This window comes from Mammaliicoccus lentus (assembly GCF_947036595.1).
GTDB classification, from domain to species: Bacteria; Bacillota; Bacilli; order Staphylococcales; family Staphylococcaceae; genus Mammaliicoccus; species Mammaliicoccus lentus.
Map to the genome: position 1 here is coordinate 2,507,457 of NZ_OX344834.1, position 18,839 is coordinate 2,526,295.

General features: G+C 32.3%; 15 protein-coding genes. 1 reads left to right on the forward strand and 14 read right to left on the reverse strand.

The window, feature by feature from the left end; genetic code table 11:
* Positions 1 to 86: 86 nt before the first annotated feature.
* The 14 genes from rpiA to rihB form a co-directional block, all read right to left on the reverse strand.
* Positions 87 to 767, reverse strand: coding sequence for a ribose-5-phosphate isomerase RpiA (gene rpiA / locus ACNMOQ_RS12465; protein WP_103268730.1), 681 nt, complete (start codon positions 765 to 767; stop codon positions 87 to 89).
* 211 nt (positions 768 to 978) lie between these two features.
* Entirely contained in the window at positions 979 to 2,121 is a 1,143-nt protein-coding gene (locus tag ACNMOQ_RS12470; RefSeq protein ID WP_416349934.1) for an NADH-dependent flavin oxidoreductase, read from the reverse strand.
* Between the two features lie 313 nt (positions 2,122 to 2,434).
* A complete protein-coding gene (locus ACNMOQ_RS12475) occupies positions 2,435 to 3,796 on the reverse strand; it encodes a PTS ascorbate transporter subunit IIC (protein ID WP_416349935.1) in 1,362 nt (453 codons plus the stop codon).
* Between the two features lie 21 nt (positions 3,797 to 3,817).
* Positions 3,818 to 4,102 (reverse strand): PTS sugar transporter subunit IIB, encoded by a 285-nt coding sequence (locus ACNMOQ_RS12480; RefSeq protein ID WP_416349936.1) that lies wholly within the window; start codon positions 4,100 to 4,102, stop codon positions 3,818 to 3,820.
* Position 4,103: 1 nt separating this feature from the next.
* Positions 4,104 to 4,544, reverse strand: a complete 441-nt coding sequence (locus ACNMOQ_RS12485; protein ID WP_070045773.1) for a PTS sugar transporter subunit IIA — start codon at positions 4,542 to 4,544, stop codon at positions 4,104 to 4,106.
* Positions 4,545 to 4,546: 2 nt separating this feature from the next.
* Positions 4,547 to 6,493, reverse strand: a complete 1,947-nt coding sequence (locus ACNMOQ_RS12490) for a BglG family transcription antiterminator (protein WP_416349937.1) — start codon at positions 6,491 to 6,493, stop codon at positions 4,547 to 4,549.
* A 481-nt stretch (positions 6,494 to 6,974) separates the two neighbouring features.
* Positions 6,975 to 8,429: a glycoside hydrolase family 1 protein gene (locus ACNMOQ_RS12495; RefSeq protein ID WP_416349938.1), complete on the reverse strand. Its 1,455-nt coding sequence runs from the start codon at positions 8,427 to 8,429 to the stop codon at positions 6,975 to 6,977.
* A 22-nt stretch (positions 8,430 to 8,451) separates the two neighbouring features.
* The gene (locus tag ACNMOQ_RS12500) at positions 8,452 to 9,879 is read right to left on the reverse strand and encodes a 6-phospho-beta-glucosidase (protein ID WP_416349939.1); all 1,428 of its coding nucleotides are present in this window, start codon (positions 9,877 to 9,879) and stop codon (positions 8,452 to 8,454) included.
* Between the two features lie 14 nt (positions 9,880 to 9,893).
* Positions 9,894 to 11,804: a beta-glucoside-specific PTS transporter subunit IIABC gene (locus ACNMOQ_RS12505; protein ID WP_416349940.1), complete on the reverse strand. Its 1,911-nt coding sequence runs from the start codon at positions 11,802 to 11,804 to the stop codon at positions 9,894 to 9,896.
* A 188-nt stretch (positions 11,805 to 11,992) separates the two neighbouring features.
* Positions 11,993 to 12,823 (reverse strand): BglG family transcription antiterminator LicT, encoded by an 831-nt coding sequence (gene licT / locus ACNMOQ_RS12510; RefSeq protein WP_070045769.1) that lies wholly within the window; start codon positions 12,821 to 12,823, stop codon positions 11,993 to 11,995.
* A gap of 163 nt (positions 12,824 to 12,986) precedes the next feature.
* Complete coding sequence (gene desA / locus ACNMOQ_RS12515; RefSeq protein ID WP_026023741.1) at positions 12,987 to 13,997, reverse strand: Delta(5) desaturase DesA; 1,011 nt, start codon at positions 13,995 to 13,997, stop codon at positions 12,987 to 12,989.
* A 309-nt stretch (positions 13,998 to 14,306) separates the two neighbouring features.
* A complete protein-coding gene (locus ACNMOQ_RS12520; protein ID WP_017001095.1) occupies positions 14,307 to 15,383 on the reverse strand; it encodes a M42 family metallopeptidase in 1,077 nt (358 codons plus the stop codon).
* A 181-nt stretch (positions 15,384 to 15,564) separates the two neighbouring features.
* Complete coding sequence (locus ACNMOQ_RS12525) at positions 15,565 to 16,290, reverse strand: GTP pyrophosphokinase (protein ID WP_017001096.1); 726 nt, start codon at positions 16,288 to 16,290, stop codon at positions 15,565 to 15,567.
* Positions 16,291 to 17,041: 751 nt separating this feature from the next.
* Positions 17,042 to 17,971, reverse strand: coding sequence for a ribosylpyrimidine nucleosidase (gene rihB, locus ACNMOQ_RS12530; protein ID WP_416349941.1), 930 nt, complete (start codon positions 17,969 to 17,971; stop codon positions 17,042 to 17,044).
* A gap of 104 nt (positions 17,972 to 18,075) precedes the next feature.
* Between rihB and yeiL the strand changes: the two genes are divergently transcribed.
* Entirely contained in the window at positions 18,076 to 18,738 is a 663-nt protein-coding gene (gene yeiL / locus ACNMOQ_RS12535) for a transcriptional regulator YeiL (protein ID WP_064211210.1), read from the forward strand.
* Positions 18,739 to 18,839: the final 101 nt, after the last annotated feature.

An 18,839-nucleotide genomic window follows, 5' to 3' on the forward strand; every position in this document is an offset into this window, starting at 1 on the left:
CATCTCCTTTTAATTTGATATGTTAATTGTATAAAGTACAGCTCTATTAAACCATTAACTGTTTATTAACTACTATAAAGTAATTCTTAAATATTTATTTCCTTAATTTCATTTGTTGCACTTCGACTTACGAGTACTTTTTTAGTCATGTTAATAAACAATCCTGTTTCTACAACTCCAACTATAGATTTAAGTGCATGATTTAACTGCTCAGGGTGATGAATTTCTGAAAAATCACAATCAAGAATATAATTTTGATTATCAGTAACAAAAATCTCTTCTTCTTTTTTTCTTAAAATTGCTTTACATCCTAACGACTCTATAGATTGCGCTGTAATTTTCCATCCAAATGGTATGACCTCTATCGGCAACTTAAACTTACCAAGTGTTTTGACTACTTTTGATTCATCTACAATAACGATAAATTTTTTAGCTGCATCAGCAACTATTTTCTCCCTTAATAGCGCACCGCCGCCACCTTTAATCAATTGTAAATTCTCATCCACTTCATCTGCACCATCAATTGCGATATCTAAACTTCTTATTTCTGAAAAATCACTAAGAGGAATTTCAAATTTTTTAGCCCATTCTGCTGTTTTTTCAGATGTAGGTACACAAACAATATTTAATCCTTCTTTAACCCGCTCACCTAAATGTTTAATAGCATAATACATCGTAGACCCAGTACCTAGACCTACTTTCATATCATCTTCTATATATTGAATAGCCTCTATCGCTACACTTTCCTTTAACTCATCTTGATTCATTATGGACACCTCAATCTATATTTATATGTTTAAAATTCAACTTAACATCATTATAAATATACATAGTGCAAACATCCTAACGTATTGATTGAGAATACTTTGATATTTCATAAAAAATCACCCATAAAAATTAGAATTGTATCTAAATTTTATGGGTGACTATCATTTTATATTTATTTTGTAGGGTATCTATGTGAAAACATACAAATTATTATTTTGTATTTGAAGGTTCTTCATCTGTTCTTGGTAACGGGTAAAAACCGGCATTAAATTGTTTCCATAATGGTTCTGTTAATTCATGTTTGTCTGTTCTTTCAGGATCGAACATAGATACAATTTCATCTTCTTTACCTTGTTTAATTTTGCTAATGAATTCGTAATCTAATAGCAATTCTCTACCTAAAGCGATAAGAGGTGCACCAGTTTCAAGTGCAGCGATAGCATCATCAGCTGTAAATATAGAGCCAATACCTATTAATGGTAAACGCCCATTTATCCAGTCTAACAATAATTTAACACGTTGTTCTCCTTTATATTCACCTTCTCTTGTTTCAGAGTGAATATCCATTAGAGATACGTGTAAATAATCTATCGGTTTTTCAGATAATGTTTTGACAAGTTGTTCAGTTAATTCCATAGAAATACCTGGAGATTCTGCTTCTTCTGGAGAGAAGCGATAACCTACTATAAAGTCTGGTGTAGCATGTTCATTTACAACTTTTGTTACTGCATCTACAACTGCTAGAGGGTAACGTAAATGTTCGCCCCACTCATCATCTCTTCTATTATAGTAAGGTGAGAAGAATTGATGGATTAGATAGTGATTGGCACCATGAATTTCAACGCCATCAAATCCCGCTTCAATTGCGATACGTGTTGCTCTTGCAAATGATTCAATAGAATGTTCAATTTCTTCTACAGTTAAAGGTCTAGCTTTATGTGTCTCTTTTTGACCGAACCCTCTAACTTCTACTTCACTCGGTGCAGCAACGTCGCCATCAGGTGTTAAACCAGGTAGTGACATTGCACCGCCGTGATGAATTTGAATTAATGCTTTAGCACCATTTTTCTTCATAACTTCAGCTTGCTTAGATAATCCACTTATATCCGCTTCTTTAGAAACAGAAGCTTGTCCAGGAAATGCTTGACCAAGCGGTTCAACGTAACTTGCTGCAGTCAAAGCAATCCCAACATCTTGAGATCGTTTTTCTATATATGGTAATTCAATATCAGAAATACTACCATCATCATTAGAAGACACATGTGTTAAAGGCGCTAACACAAATCTATTTCTTAATACTACACCATTCGGTAATTTTAGTTCTTTAAATAAAGGTTCATATTTCGCATTCATTTTTTAAGTCCTCCTTATGAAATAACACTATAACATCATTATTTTAGAAGTTACTAATTTAATGCTTATAGCTATGGTAGGAATTTTATAAAAAATTTAATTCCATTCTAATCCAATACCAAAAGGGAGTGGGACAGAAATCTTATTTTAATAAATAGATTTCGTAGTCCCACCCCGGCAAGGATGACTAGGGTTGGAAAAAGCTTGATATAAGCGCATTTTCAATCCAGTCAGCTACTGCCATTATAATAAAAGAGGCTGAGACATGTATTTATGTCCCAGCCTCTATGATATATCAAATAAAGCGATATATTTATGATTTTTCTTCAGACAGTTTATTATTAGCTCGTTTTTGCAATAGTACACCTAATAAACCAATGATAATTACTAATGCAATAACGCCAGCAATGCCTAAGAACTTAGTAATATATCCGACTACAATTCCTACTGCTAAGAAATCAGTATCTGAGAATGTTGTGGAAGCTGCTCCTAGATCTCCCATAAATGGTATGAATAGCAATGGTAAAAATGTAATTAAAATACCATTCAATGCTGATCCTGCAACTGCTCCTTTTATACCTCCTCTTGCGTTACCAAATACACCTGCTGTAGCTCCTAAGAAGAAATGTGGTACAACTCCTGGCAGTATAACTACTCCACCGATTAAGAACATAATAAGCATTCCGATTACACCAGTTATAAAACTAACGAAAAATCCTATCAACACTGCGTTTTGAGCATATGGAAATACGATAGGACAATCTAATGCTGGTTTAGTATTTGGCACTAATTTCTCTGATATACCTTTGAAAGCAGGTACAATTTCAGCCAAAATCAAACGTACACCTGTTAAGATAATAAATACACCTGCAGCAAAAGTTACACCTTGAATAACCGAGAACACAATAAAGTTTTGACTATCACTTAGTTCAGCGTGTACATATTGTGGACCTGCAAATAGCGCTGCAATAATATATAAGACAATCATCGTTAATGAAATACTAATTGTACTTTCTCTAAGAAAACTTAAACCTTTTGGAAATTTAATATCTTCAGTTGATTTAGATTTCCCAGAAAATAATTTACCTATTTCTCCAGCTGCCCAGTAACTCAGCGTTCCAAAGTGACCGATAGCGACTTGATCAGATTTAGTAATTTTTTTCATTGTAGATTGGCCAAGTGCTGGAAGTATTGCCATAATTAATCCTAATATAATAGAACCCATAACAACTGTTAAAGTACCTGTAATATTACCTACTGTTAATAATATTGCTAAAAATGCAGCCATATAAAATGTATGGTGACCTGTTAAGAAAATATATTTTAAGTTTGTGAACCTTGCTATAAGTATATTTACGACCATACCGAACATCATGATTAAAGCGGCTGTAGTCCCGTAATCTTTTAATGCTATAGATATAATCGCTTCATTATTTGGCACCACCCCTTGAACGCCAAATGCTTCTTGGAACATCTTACCGAATGGTTCTAATGATTGAGTTACAACGTCTGCCCCTGCACTTAATACTAAAAAGCCTAATATCGTTTTAATTGTTCCAGATGTAATATCTGCTCCTGATTTTTTCTGAACAATCAAACCTATGAACGCTATAAGCGCTACTAGAATAGCGGGCTGACTCAAAACATCTACAATAAATCCTAATATTGAATTCATAATGCCCTCACCCCTTTATAGTTAAATAATATTCATTTCAGTTAATTTTTCGCTTAATTTATTTTGTAATTCTTCTTTATCTAATATGTTATCTAATACAACAACTTCACCTAATCTTTGCGCGTTTTCTTCTAAATCCCTTCCGCATATAAATAAATCTGCCATATCAGGACTAGCTGTCATAATATCACTGTGCTCTACCTCTACATCTGATGGTGCTTTTAAATTTCTCAGAGCTTCTTGTGCATTCATTTCAACCATAAAACTACTTCCTAAACCGTGTCCACATACTACTAAAATTTTCATATTAATCATTCTCCTTAAATATATTTATTATTTCTTCAGAATTTTTTGCTTCTATTAATCTATTTATTCTTTTTTTATCACTTAGTTTAGTTGCTAATTGTCTTAAAATATCAAGATGGGCTTCATTATCAACAGCGCTCAAGACAAATATTAGTGATGCATAATGTCCGTCTTCAGAAAAATTAATGTGTTCGTCTAATTTCAATAGACTTAGACCTACTTTTTCAACATTGTTGCCCGGTCTTGAATGCGCAATAGCTACTTCAGGAGCTATAACAATATAAGGCCCCATTTCATGCACGCTATCTATCATAGACTCTACATATTTTTGAGTGAAATACCCTTCATCTAACAAAGGTTTAGAAGCTAGTTGTATACTTTCTTCCCAACTGTTAACCTTCTGTCTTAAAAGGATATGTTCTTCCTTAATAAAATCTGTCACGTTTATATTTCCTCCTTACTATGACTAACAGAATGAATGAGCTCTATAATTTTTTCTTTATTTCCATTTAGTAGTTCTTTTCTTTTTTCTTCATCCATTATTAAATGACTAAGTTGCCCTAATGCATTTAAATGTATTTGCGCCTGACTAGTTGCTAAAATAATAATAATTTTAACTGGATCATATCTCTCGTGACCAAAAGTAACACCATTTTTAAAATGCATTATAGACATACTTACAGGGACATTTACATTTTCAAAGTTCGAATGTAGTAACGCAATATTAGGTCCAATGACCATGTAAGGACCAAATTTATCTAAATGCTTTATAATGTCACCTGCATAAGCTGCATTTACATGCCCTTCATCTATTAATACTTTTACACTCTCTTTTATAGCTTCATCTCTGCTTTTATCTATGACATTAGTTTGAATATGATTGAAAGGAAGTACATCTTCTAAAGTTGGACCTATAGTTTTATAGCTTGAAACGTACCTTTCCCTAAAGTCATTAATCAGTTGATTTAATCGCTCTCTATCTTCTCTGTTAAGAAAAGGAGATACTTCTATCGTCGGAACAGAAAAATCTTCGACAGGTACAGTAGACAGAATATAATCCACACCATGGGACTGTAGAATTTTTTCAGTAATCTCATAGATAGAAAAAGCGTCTAAAATTTCAAATTCAGGATAAATATTTTTTATACGACTTTTTAATAATTGTGAAGTGCCAACACCTGAACCACATAATAATATGACCTTAATTTGTGTTGTTTGTTCACTAGATAACCGTTCAATAGAAGAAGCAAAATGTAATACAAGATAAGCTACTTCATCATCGCTAAATTCTATATGAAAAGGATTCTCTAATACGTATATTTGTTGTTTTATCGCGTGAAATAATTCTTGATATTCATCAATGATTTCCCCTTTTAAAGGATTAGAATGTGCCATGTTAAATGTCATTCTATGAATTGCGGGTTGTAAATGTGTGATTAAACCAGTCATTAGCTTATGATCATGAATTAGGGGTATACCTATTTGTGCACTTACTTTTTGGATGAATAATTTTGAGATTTGAGTTATATTTTTGTGTTCTTGATACTCATGGTAAGAAGTAACACGAGCGCCTAATAAATGTAATGTAATAAAAGCTGCTTCACTTTTAGGAAACTTAATTGGGAATATTTCTTCTAATTGCTGAGTAATTTTGATCGCAATTTCAAATACATCAGTTTGTCTCAAACGTTCGTATTCTTCATCTGGTATTTCAAACATATACTGTTCCTTAGCCCGATGAATAGCTATTATTATGTGATATATCAATCCATCGATTCCTACTTGTACAAGATGAAAATCTTCTTCATTTAAAATATTGATTACAGTCCGTCTTATTTTTTCTAAATCTTCTTTAGAAAAGTTTTTCATACCGATGTGAGGCGTAGCTTTTCTAAAATACTCGCTTACGATATTTGCGTATGCTTCTCTCAAGTTTTTTTCATTACCTTCGATTATAAAACCTTTATTTTTCTTATATTCTAGAAGTAATGAATATTTACCTAGCCATTCCTGTACAGATTTCAAATCTTCTACTACTGTTCTTCTAGATACGTTTAAAATATCCGCGAATGTTTGAGAATTAATAGGGTTAGAAGATTCAAACAACCTCAATATAATTTGTTCTTTTCGTTCAATTTTAGAAAAATGTACATCCATTTCTACGTTAGACTCAGATAAAAAACTAGTTTCGTCTTGAGATGTAATTTTTACACCTAAACTCTTACTGCGTTCGATTTTAATTTTTAATTGGTCTGCAAAAGATTCAATATATTCCAAATCATATTGAATTGTGCGTTCTGAAACTTGGAATAAAGATGCTAATTCAGTAATCGTTATAAAATCTTTAACGGGTGATAAATGAGATACGATATTTCTTTGACGTTCACTCAACAATCAAATGACCTCCCTAGTTATATTGTAAGCGTTTACCGATACTTTTAGATGTGTAAACTTCTTCGTTTAATAATCCGAAACATTTCACATCAAAGCAAGTGAAAATATTAAACGTAATTTGGATATTTGTATTAAAACAACATAAAAAACAACTCATTTCACTGATTTAATCAACTAGAAATGAGTTGTTTTTTTATATAATTTAAGATTTTGTTTGTGCATGCTTGCCTAGGGTATGGTTCGAGCCTGTAGTCTCTCACTCATACTATTCCCTCAGGCGTCAGCACTTTACAAAATCGTTCTACATGAAATTTATATTTAACGTTGTTGAGTAAGATTTCTTACGCAATAGAACCCCCACTCTCTTATTAGATTAAATGTAATATTAACTTAAAAACGCCTTCTATTCTTCTTAAAATTAAAAAATAAAGCTGAGACACTAATAAATGTCCCAGCTTCAGCTTCTATTTATCGACCTTTATAAATTTCCACCATTTGTTTCAATAACATTTTTATACCAATTAAATGAGTCTTTTCTTGTTCTTTCGCCGCTTCCGTTCCCCTCATCATCTTTATCGACATATATGAAACCATAGCGTTTACTCATTTCGCTTGTAGACATTGATACTAAGTCAATTGGTCCCCAAGCTAGATATCCCATTAAGTCTACTCCGTCTATAACTGCTTTTTTCATTTCAGAAATGTGTTTCTCTAAATAATCAATGCGATAAGTGTCATGAATACTTCCATCTTCTTCTACTTTATCTTTAGCTCCTAAGCCGTTTTCTACAATAAATAGTGGTTTGTTATATCTATCCCAGAATTCGTTTAATACGACTCTTATTCCTATTGGATCAATTTGCCAACCCCATTCTGATGCTTCTAAATATGGATTTTTCAAACTGTTCATCAAGTTACCTTCTGTTCTTATTCCTTCTTCAGTATTTGCTGAAAGTAATGACATGTAGTAACTAAATGAAATGTAGTCTACTGTATAATTTTTCAAGGTTTCTAAATCACCTTCTTGAATATCTAATTCAATGTCATTTTCTTTCAAGAATTGTTTATAATAATTCGGATATTCTCCTAATGCATGTACATCTGTATATAATAGATTCATTTGATTATCTTGCATTGCTTTCAGTACATCTTCTGGGTTACATGTATATGGATAATGTTTCATACGAGCTAACATACAACCAATCTGTGCATCTGCGTCAATTTCACGTAATGCTTTAGTTGCTAGACTTGATGCTACAAGTTGATGATGTAATGCTTGGTATGACGCTGCTTTAGGGTTCTCTAATTTATCTGAAAGAATACCACCGCCAGTAAATGGTGAAATATTAATAATATTAATTTCATTAAATGTCATCCAATACTTTACTAACCCTTTATAACGCTTAAACACTGTTTTAGCATAATGTTCAAAATGTTCTATAACTTCTCTACCAATCCAGCCGTTATATTTTTCTGTTAAGCCATATGGTGTTTCATAATGACTTAACGTTACTACTGGTTCAATGTCGTATGATTTTAAAGTTTTAAATACATTTTCGTAAAATTTCAAACCCGCTTCGTTTGGTTCTGATTCATAACCTTTAGGGAATATGCGTGACCAATGTATAGACATTCTAAATGCTTTAAAGCCCATCTCAGCTAATAATTTAATATCTTCTTCATAATGATAGTAAAAATCAATTCCTTCTCTTTTCGGGAATCTACCTTCATACTCACCACTTAATACTTTTTGAATATGTTCAGTCGTAACTTCCATACTGTTATCTTTCGTTCTTTGTTCTTTTGGAATATATTCCACAAAGTCAGCTGATGATAAACCTTTACCGTCTACGTCAAAAGCACCCTCGATTTGGTTTGCTGCTGTCGCACCGCCCCATAAGAAACCGTCTTTAAATCCTGTATTTGTCTGCATGTTGATTTCCCTCCGAATAATATTAATAACTTAAGTCTTCTCCATTTGTTTCGATTACTTTCTTATACCAGTAGAATGAGTCTTTCGGTGTACGATTTAATGTACCATTACCTCTGTTATCTCTATCGACATAAATGAAACCATAACGTTTTTTCATTTCTCCAGTTCCTGCTGAAACGAGGTCAATACAGCCCCAAGAAGTATAACCTAATAGTTCAACACCATCATCTACCGCTTCAATCATTTGTTCTAAATGTTCGCTTAAATATTCAATACGATATTCATCATGTATTTTACCATCTTCAGTCACTTCATCTTTCGCACCTAACCCATTTTCAACGATAAACAATGGTTTTTGATAACGGTCATAAATTTCATTCATTGTGACACGTAATCCAACAGGGTCAATTTGCCATCCCCAATCTGAAGCTTTTAAGTAAGGATTTTTTAATGAAGCGAACGCATTGCCCGCACCCTTTTCTTTATTCACTTCCGCGTCTCCACTTTCTAAACGACTTGAATAATACGAAAACGAAATGAAATCTACTGTATTTTCTTTGAGTATTTCAGCATCTCCTGGTTCTTGTTCTATTTCTACACCTAATTCTTCGAACATGCGTTTAGAATATGATGGATACTCTCCTCTAGATTGTACATCTATAAATATATACTGTTCTCTATTCTTCTTAAGTGCTGCTAACATATCATTTGGATGACAAGTATTTGGATATACTTCCCCTGCTGCTAACATACAACCAATTTGGAAATCAGGGTTAATCTCTTTACCTACTTTTGTAGCTAAACTTGAACCTATTAATAAATGATGTGCTGCCTGATATTTTATTTGTTCTGCTTTTTCTTGGTCTTCAATGATTAGACCCCCGCCTATATAAGGGATGTGTAAAATCATGTTAATTTCATTATGCGTTAACCAATACTTTACTTTATCTTTATAGCGGTTGAATACAACGCGACTATAATTAACAAAGAAGTCTATTGTTTTTCTGTTATACCAGCCACCATATTCTTCTGCTAAGTATAAGGGTGTGTCAAAGTGATTTAATGTAACTAAAGGTTCAATATCGTATTCTTTTAACTTATCAAATACTTTATCGTAGAAAGCTAAACCTTTCTCATTCGGTTCTGTTTCATCACCTTTTGGAAAAATTCTTGGCCATGAAATAGACATTCTTAATACTTTAAAGCCCATTTCTGCAAATAGTTTAATATCTTCTTCATAACGATGATAAAAGTCTATAGATTCATGACTTGGATAATAATCAAATGTTTCTTTTAGTCCACGTGCTGGATCGAATAAAGGTATTTTTCTATCATCACCTGCAGGTAACACATCTACTAAACTCAATCCTTTACCATCTACATCGTAAGCACCTTCACATTGGTTTTGTGCAATAGCGCCGCCCCATAAAAAATCTTTATTTAAACTCATTTTCCATTTCCTCCTTAAAATATCACTGTTAATACGTGACTACCTTGTTTTATTTCTTTATTATCTTCTAATAAGACATCTTTCGCTAAATTCGTATTTGTTACGACTACTGGAATAACTGTATCAAAACCTTCATCAGCAATCGCTTTTCTATCGAATTCAATTAATGGTTGTCCTACTTCAACTGTTTCACCTTGAGATACTAATGGTTTAAAATGTTTGCCTTCTAATTTAACCGTGTCAATACCAATATGAATTAACACTTCTGCACCATTATCCGATTTAAGACCAATCGCATGTCCTGTTGGGAATAAACTTTCCACCACACCGTTAAACGGCGCCACCACAACATCACTGTCTGGTTGGATTGCAATACCTTTGCCCATCGCTAACGAAGAGAATACTGGATCATTAATTGTTGTTAAATCTAGAACATTACCTGTTACCGGCGCTTCTACTAATACATCATTTGCAATTCCTTCAGTAGAGGTTTCACCAGCTTCAGTTCCTTTTTCAATTTCTGCTTCATTCTTATCACTATGCGTTAAATAACCAATAATTAAGCCAAGAACAAGTGCAGCACCTGTAGCAATCAGTGACATCCAAAATGGTGAATCCAATCCATTTTCACCTATGAATGTTGTATATCCGAATACACCTAAACCGCCCATAAAGTACATCTTAGTGCCCGCAAAACCTAACATACCACCTGTAATACCTGCAACGATACAGCTATAAATAAATGGTTTCTTTCTTGGTAATGTAATACCATAAATAGCTGGTTCAGTAACACCAAACAATCCTGAAATAAATGCTGGGATACTTAAAGATTTCAATTGTTGGTTTTTTGTTCTAAAGAACATGCCTAATACAATACCTGTTTGAGCAAATGATGCTGCAAATATAATAGGAATAATAACATCGTAACCAGAAGTTGAAATATTATTAATTGCAATTGCAACTAAGCCCCAATGCAAGCCAAAGATTACAAATACTTGCCAAAAGGCACCTAATAACAGTCCTGCTACTAATGGACTAAATCCATAAACACCTAATACACCTGCACCGATTAAGTTTGCCCCCCATGTTGATATTGGCCCAATAACAATAAATGTTAACGGTACAATTATAAGTAACGTGAAGAACGGAACTAAAAATGTTTTTACAACATCAGGAATAATTTTCTTCAAATGTTTTTCTAGTTTTGATGCGAAGAATGCTGCAAATACAATTGGAATTACGCTAGTCGTATAAGTCATAGATATAACTGGGATACCTAGAAACGTCATCGCTGTTTCAGATTCAAAGAATGTACCACTAAATAACATTGTTGCACTTTCGTTACCTGCTGCCATTGCATCTACCAATGTAGGGTAAACGAGTGCAGCACCTAAAGCCATACCAATAAATTGGTTTCCACCAAACTTCTTAGCTGCTGTAAAACCTAAAAATATTGGGAAGAAGTAGAATAATGCATCCCCGATTGCAAACATTATTTGATAAGTTCCCGACTCTTCTTTCACCCATCCAAGGGTCATAAACAATGTAGCAAAACCTTTAATCATACCTGCTGCAGCTAACACACCTAAAATCGGTTGGAAGATGCCAGAGATTAAATCAATAAATCTATTAAATAAAGAAGTATCTTTATTTCCTTCACTACTCGATGATCCATCACCTAAATTAGCTTCTTTTCTTACTGCTTCGTAAACATCTGGAACATGGTTTCCGATTACTACTTGATATTGTCCACCTGATTCCATAACTGTTACTATCCCGTCTTTATTCTTGAGATATTCAGTGTCTGCTTTTCCCGTATCTTTCAACTGAAATCTCAATCTTGTAATACAGTGTGTCAAAGAGATAATATTCTCTTTTCCACCAACTTTCTTTACAATATCCTTTGCTAAAGCTTCGTATTTCATCCTTTTTCCCTCCATTTTGGCATAGAAAAAACCCAGAATAATACATACGAATCCCTATGTTCGTAATGCATTACTCTGGGTTTTGCCTACTTAAAGTTACAATCCCAAACAACAAATTTTGTCGTTTAAAGTAATTGTTTTATTAATTTAAATTAATTATAACGCTTACATTTTATTTGTCAACGCTTTCATGCAGATTTTAATAATCTTGCAATGTGCAATATGAGATAAACCCTTTCGTCATTTGATAATTCATGGTCATAATTTCTTTTTAAGAAAGCTCCAATTTTATCGACGCATCTGTTTGATTCACAATATTTTTTCTGTAACGTTTCTAATAGTGACGTATCCATTATCTCTTCTAAACTTTCAAAATTAATTAACCTTTGGCTAAAAAATTTTAAATGTGTTATAAAACGCGCATAGTTTAATTCTTCTTCTGATACATCCAAATTAAAATGATAACGCACAAGATTCACAATACTTTGTGTAATTTTCGTAATTTCATAAACATTAGCTATCGACTCATTCATATTTGCGTTTACAATATGCATCGCAATAAATCCCGCTTCATCTTTAGGTAACTCCAAATTAAAATGCTCTTTAATTTTTTCCAAACCTAATAAACCCATTTTGAATTCTTGAGGATATAACCTCTTAATCTCATATAACAATGGATTATTAATAATTGTTCCCTCTTTAAAACGTCTAATCGCATAATTAATATGATCTGTTAACGCAATATAAATAGATTCAGATAAAGGTTCCTTATATAATTTATTCGCTTCAACAATTATTTCCTGGGAAACAAGTAACACGTCGTCATCCAACTCTTTTATGAGCGTCAACATGCGCTCTTGTTCCTCACTTGTCATGCGAAATACTTTATCAATTTTATCCTTTTCAAGTACGTGGCCATTCTTTTTCCCGAAAGCAATACCAGCACCCATCACAATACGTTCTTCACCATTAATTACCGAAATAACTACGTTATTGTTTAATATTTTTGTTATTTTCATGACATTCACCCTTCTTAATAAATGCACTGAAGATTCAAATTACTTTAATTCCCTCCTTCATTATAACAACATTTTTTATTTCTGAAATAATATTTATTTTTTCATTTTATTTTTTATAACAAAAAAATCGAATTGATGACTAGCATCAATTCGATTTCAATTATTATACATGTTTAGTTTTAAAACGACGTGTATACTCTCTAAATGTAATAAAACATTTATTTTTTTCGTCGTATAATTTATATTTCAAAGATTCTAGACTATCTTTAATCGTGATTGTCGTCGCATGTTGTAATGGTGGTGTCTTCTCGTGTGCTTGTTCTAATTGATAGTTTGGTATTCTTGGGCTTAAATGGTGGACATGATGGTAACCAATATTACCTGTCATCCATTGAAAGACTTTAGGTAATTTATAGAATGAACTACCTTCAATCGCTGCTTTAACATAATCCCATTCAGATGATTCTTCAAAATATGCATCTTCAAATGTATGTTGAATGTAAAATAACCAAATACCCATCATACCTGCAATAAATAACATTGGTAATAAAACGAGCATAAATGGAACTGCTCCTACTAAGAAGAACATTCCAACGTAGAATAAAAGCAATACAATATTATGCATCCAAGTATTGCGCTTTTCCTTAGGTTTAGCATCTTTAGCATTCATTCTATTTGAAATAAGCATCAAGAATATAGGTCCTAATATAAACATTACAAACGGATGTCTATACATACGATATTTGAATTGAGTAAATTTAGATGCATCACGATATTCTTCAATTGTCATTACCCAAATATCACCAATACCACGTTTTTCTAAATTACCACTGCTTGTATGGTGAATGATATGTTCTCTACGCCATTTTTCATAAGGGAAAAATGTCATAAGACCAGTTATATTCCCTAATAAATCGTTGTTCTTTTTCTTACTTAAGAATGATCCATGACAGCAATCATGGAAAATTATAAATGTTCTAATTAAAAATCCTGAAGCTAACACACCACATAATATCGATAACGACCAATGTAATTGATAACTTAAAAATCCACCAGTTACCAATAATACAAGTGGTATTATTGTATTTATAATTTGAATAGTACTTTTCTTTAGATTGTTGTTTTCAAACGGTTTGACCATTTTGCGAAGCAACTTCTTCTTTTCTTTTTCGATATTTTTCCACGTCCCTTTATTCAATAAATATAAGAATAGGAACTACTTTAAAGAGCTAAGCACTTCCATCTCTAGTTCTTATAATAAATCATAATATCAAGGTTTACAAACAATATCCATTTAAAAATTTAAAAATATTAATACAAAAAATTGTTTTATTTTAATAATAATTTAGCACTTAGTCATAATAGTAGATGTAGAAGCTGTTGTTAAAGGATTCTGCTCATAAATAAAAAGGATTTCTCACTAGTTTTACTACTAATGATGAAATCCTTTTATGTTAAAAGTCATTATTTATTTTTTGTTCTGTTACCACATGATATCTTTTACAGTATCGTCATTTAATGCTTTAACAATTTCTGCAACAAGTTTCACAGCATTTAAGTAATCTTCTTTATGAAGTACAGAAACGTTAGAGTGCATATAACGTAATGGTACACCGATTGAGATAGTTGGTGTGCCTTCGTTTGCAACATGGATACTACCTGCGTCTGTTCCTCCGCCAGTAATGTTATCCCATTGTACGTCTATATTTTTCTCTTTCGCTACATTTTTAATGAATTTTCTAAAGCCAACATGACCGATATTTGTACCATCCATTAATAATACAAGTGGTCCATTACCTAACTTCGTATCATGATCTTGACCCTTCATTCCAGGTGTATCGTAAGCAATACCTACGTCTACTGCGATTGATAAGTCTGGTTTAATTTTGTTAGCTGCTACTTTTGCTCCACGTAAACCTACTTCTTCTTGTACAGTTGCACCTGAAACAAGGTTAATACCTAATTCATCATTTTTTAGTTCATTTAATACATCAACACTTAAAGCACATCCAAAACGGTTATCAAATGCTTTTGCTGTTAAATAGTTTCCATCACCTAGCTCTTCAAATTCTGAATAAGGTGTTACCATATTACCTATTTCAACGCCTAATTTTTCAACCGCTTCTTTATCACCTACGCCTAAGTCGATGAACATATCTTTAATTTCTACTGGTTTTTTGCGTTCTTCAGGACTTAATACGTGTGGTGGTTTAGATCCAATAATACCTCTTAATTCTTTACCATCATCTGTAGTGACAGTCACTTTTTGAGATAACATAACTTGGTTCCACCAACCACCGATTGGCGTAAACTTAATATAACCATCGTCATCGATACGGGTTACCATAAATCCAATTTCGTCTAAATGACCTGCGATTAAAATTGTTTTAGATCCATCTTTAGCTTTCTTCTTCCCGAAAATACCACCTAAATTATCTTCTACAATTTCATCACTAACCGGTTCTAAATACTCGCGCATTTTAGATTTAACATTGTATTCATATCCAGAAATGCCATTAATGTCTGTTAATGTTTTTAATAATTTTACTGAATCAGCCATTTTACTTCCCCCTTAATATTTTTTCAACATTTCTATTTTATCATTCTCTTTAACAAAAGTGTTATGAGAAGGATTGATTTGATTGATTTTTCAGTTTTTTTAAAAAATTATTTTCTGAATAATAAAATACACCCCAATGTTAAATTTCTCATCTAACTTTGAGGTGTATTAATCCATATAATTATTCTGTTTCAATAAATGTACTCTTATAAATTTCATTGTTCATTTCTTGCATTTTTCTTTCGACATTAGTAATTTCAGCTGAACATTCTTTTAGTTTGTCTTGGTATTGTTCTGTTGAAATATGTGTGTTTTTGTATCTAAGCTTATGTTCTAAACTTGCCCACATATCCATACCGATAGTTCTAATTTGAATTTCCACTGGCGTCACTTCTACCCTTTCAGCTAAAAATACTGGTATAGAAACTACTAAATGCAAACTTTTATAACCATTTGGCTTAGGATTATTAATGTAATCTTTTCTTTTTAATAATTTAATATCTTCTTGTCTTAGTAGCAACTGTTCAATCGTATAAACATCTTCTAAATAATTGCACACTACACGAATACCCGCTATATCTTGTAAATTATCGCGAGCTGACTTTGCGTTCAACGGAAAACCTTTTCTCTTTAACTTTTTGACTACACTTGGGAATTCTTTAACCCTTTTTTCCATATGATGGATAGGATTATGTTTGTAAGCTACCTGAAATTCATCATCTAAAATTTTGAGCTTTGTACCAATTTCTTCTAAAGCCGAAGCGTAAGTATGTTGCAATTCCACAAAATTAAATAACTCTTCCATCGCTTGTTCCGTCGTTTGAGGCCTCTCAATTTCATTCAAATGATTTGTAAACTCTTTTTTCAACTCAGTTAAATTAATTGATGGTTTTCTTTCTATATACATAGATATTCTCCTTATATTTTTAAATAAAAATATATTTTCTTACTATTAATTATATCATTTAAAAATTTTACATCAAAGAATGAGAGGCTGAGTTCAGGTAATAATGCGTAGGACAACAGCCAGACTAAGAAAGCCACTATGAAAATGGCGAAGAAGGATTGTCTATGACTCTAACGGGTTAGATATTTTACTCTTGCACGTTACATTTTCTAACGGGCTAGTGAATCAAAACAAGCACGTTATCGCGATATAATTCATAATTTCAATGTAGTTTTATCCTAAACAAATATGAAAAAGCGCTCTAACGTGCAAGAAATTATAGACAAGCTCGTTACATTTTCTAACGGGCTAGTGAGTTTAAACAAGCACGTTAGCGCGATATAATTCATGATTCTAATGTAATTTTATCCTAAACAAATATGAAAAAGTGCTCTAACGTGCAAGAAATTATAGACAAGCTCGTTACATTTTCTAACGGGCTAGTAAGTTTAAACAAGCGCGTTAGCGCGATATAATTCATGATTTCAATGTAATTTTATCCTAAACAAATATGAAAAAGTACTCTAACGTGCAAGAAATTATAGACAAGCTCGTTACATTTTCTAACGGGCTAGTGAATCAAAACAAGCACGTTAGCGCGATATAATTCATGATTTCAATGTAATTTTATCCTAAACAAATATGAAAAAGTACTATAATGGGCTAGACTTTTTCAACAAACGTGTTAGTGCGATATGTATATCGCTTATATTTAATACATCTTAATACACTCTTCTACTAAATCGAAAAATTTGGCTGTATCAACCTTTTTGCCAACTTTAACGTTAGGTTTTTCTTTTAAAACATTAGATTCGTCACAAACAGTGCGTCCATAACTAGGACCGCGGTTAATGTCAACTTCCACAAACATTTCTTGGACTTCAAATAATTCTTTGTTCACGATATAAGCAACTGTTGTTGAGTCATGTAAAGGACCCGCTTCTAATCCAAATTCCTCATACTGTGTTTTCAAAGTGAAGCGCATTAAATCTCCGAAAAGTTTGCCAGCTTTATTATCTGCAGATTCCATTCTCTCTATAACTTCTGTAGTACAAATAGTCTGGTTAGTTACATCAAGCCCCATCATCACAATTGATGCCCCTGATTTAAACACTACATGAGCAGCTTCAGGATCAGCGAAGATATTGAATTCAGCGGAAGGTGTGAAATTACCGTTACCATATGCCCCTCCCATTAATACAATTTCTTTTATTTTAGGAATAATTGCTGGCTCTATTTTCATCGCTAAAGCAATGTTTGTAAGTGGTCCTGTTGGAACTAAAATAATGTCTCCTGAACTTTCTAATAAAGAATCAATGATAAATTGTACTGCTTTTTTCTTTTCAGGTTGTCTTTTTAATTTTTCAAAAACTGGACCGTCCATTCCTGTTACTCCGTGTACGTTATCTGCAATTACTGTTTCTCTAACTAAAGGTTCAGATGCTCCTGGGTAAATTTTAACGTCCATATCTAAATATTGAGCAACATTTAAACCATTTTTAACTGTTTTTCCAAGAATTTGATTCCCAGAAACTATTGTTATACCTAACAAATCGATACTCGGATGAGTATAAGCCATCAAAATCGTTATTGCGTCATCATGACCTGGATCACAATCAAGAATTATTTTTTGTTTTTCCATTATAAATTCCTCTCCTTTTTATGTAAGCCTTTTATTTATTCTTGTATTATATCTTCTCAAGAATTAAAGTAGGTATGAGAAATATCATATATAAGGGTGAGATTTTGGAAGAGATTTATAATAATGATTTAAAGCAATATTTAATAAAAAAATTTAATTATGATAAGCTTTTTGGCTTCGATATACAGAAACATGTTAAGCTTTTTTTCATTCCTAAAAAAGATCATATTATTCAAGATACTAAAACACCAGAATATTTATTTTATCTTGTAAAAGGAAAAACAAAGTTATATGAAAACCTAGAAAATGGACAAGTGGCATTAATCGACCTTTTCACTCCTGCTTGTTTCATTGGAGAAATAGAGCTAACGGAGAAAAATATGACTCCCCTTAATGTTCAAGCAATAGAAGATTGTTTGTGCTTAGGTCTTTCATTTAAAGATCTAAAAACAACATTGCTCAATGATACTGTATTATTAAGAAACTTATTATCATATTTATCACATAAAAACATGCGAAATATTCAAGTCGCAGCACGAAATCAATCTTATTCATTAGCTAAAAGGTTAGCCTCTTTTATATTGATGACAGAGCAAAATGGAATTTATGATGAAAAACATACTCAGGTTGCTCAGTATTTAGGAGTGTCTTATCGTCATTTATTATATGTTATTGCGGACTTTGTAAAAAAAGGTTATATAGAAAAAGAGAAAAGCGGTTATAAAATTTTAAATTTGCCTAAATTAAAAGCTTTAGCTAAAAGATAACCTTATTTATAGTCAAAGAAGAAAGAGCTTATGCGTGTTTACGCAATCGTTAATCCAATAAAAGTATCAACTTTTGCTTTTATCAATCCTAGCCAAAAAAG

What these genes read in the sequence shown, in the direction of transcription:
- rpiA (WP_103268730.1), bottom strand. Translation starts at nt 767, where the DNA reads ATGAATCAAGATGAGTTAAAGGAAAGTGTAGCGATAGAGGCTATTCAA.
- ACNMOQ_RS12470 (WP_416349934.1), bottom strand. Translation starts at nt 2,121, where the DNA reads ATGAATGCGAAATATGAACCTTTATTTAAAGAACTAAAATTACCGAAT.
- ACNMOQ_RS12475 (WP_416349935.1), bottom strand. Translation starts at nt 3,796, where the DNA reads ATGAATTCAATATTAGGATTTATTGTAGATGTTTTGAGTCAGCCCGCT.
- ACNMOQ_RS12480 (WP_416349936.1), bottom strand. Translation starts at nt 4,102, where the DNA reads ATGAAAATTTTAGTAGTATGTGGACACGGTTTAGGAAGTAGTTTTATG.
- ACNMOQ_RS12495 (WP_416349938.1), bottom strand. Translation starts at nt 8,429, where the DNA reads ATGCAGACAAATACAGGATTTAAAGACGGTTTCTTATGGGGCGGTGCG.
- ACNMOQ_RS12500 (WP_416349939.1), bottom strand. Translation starts at nt 9,879, where the DNA reads ATGAGTTTAAATAAAGATTTTTTATGGGGCGGCGCTATTGCACAAAAC.
- ACNMOQ_RS12505 (WP_416349940.1), bottom strand. Translation starts at nt 11,804, where the DNA reads ATGAAATACGAAGCTTTAGCAAAGGATATTGTAAAGAAAGTTGGTGGA.
- licT (WP_070045769.1), bottom strand. Translation starts at nt 12,823, where the DNA reads ATGAAAATAACAAAAATATTAAACAATAACGTAGTTATTTCGGTAATT.
- ACNMOQ_RS12520 (WP_017001095.1), bottom strand. Translation starts at nt 15,383, where the DNA reads ATGGCTGATTCAGTAAAATTATTAAAAACATTAACAGACATTAATGGC.
- ACNMOQ_RS12525 (WP_017001096.1), bottom strand. Translation starts at nt 16,290, where the DNA reads ATGTATATAGAAAGAAAACCATCAATTAATTTAACTGAGTTGAAAAAA.
- rihB (WP_416349941.1), bottom strand. Translation starts at nt 17,971, where the DNA reads ATGGAAAAACAAAAAATAATTCTTGATTGTGATCCAGGTCATGATGAC.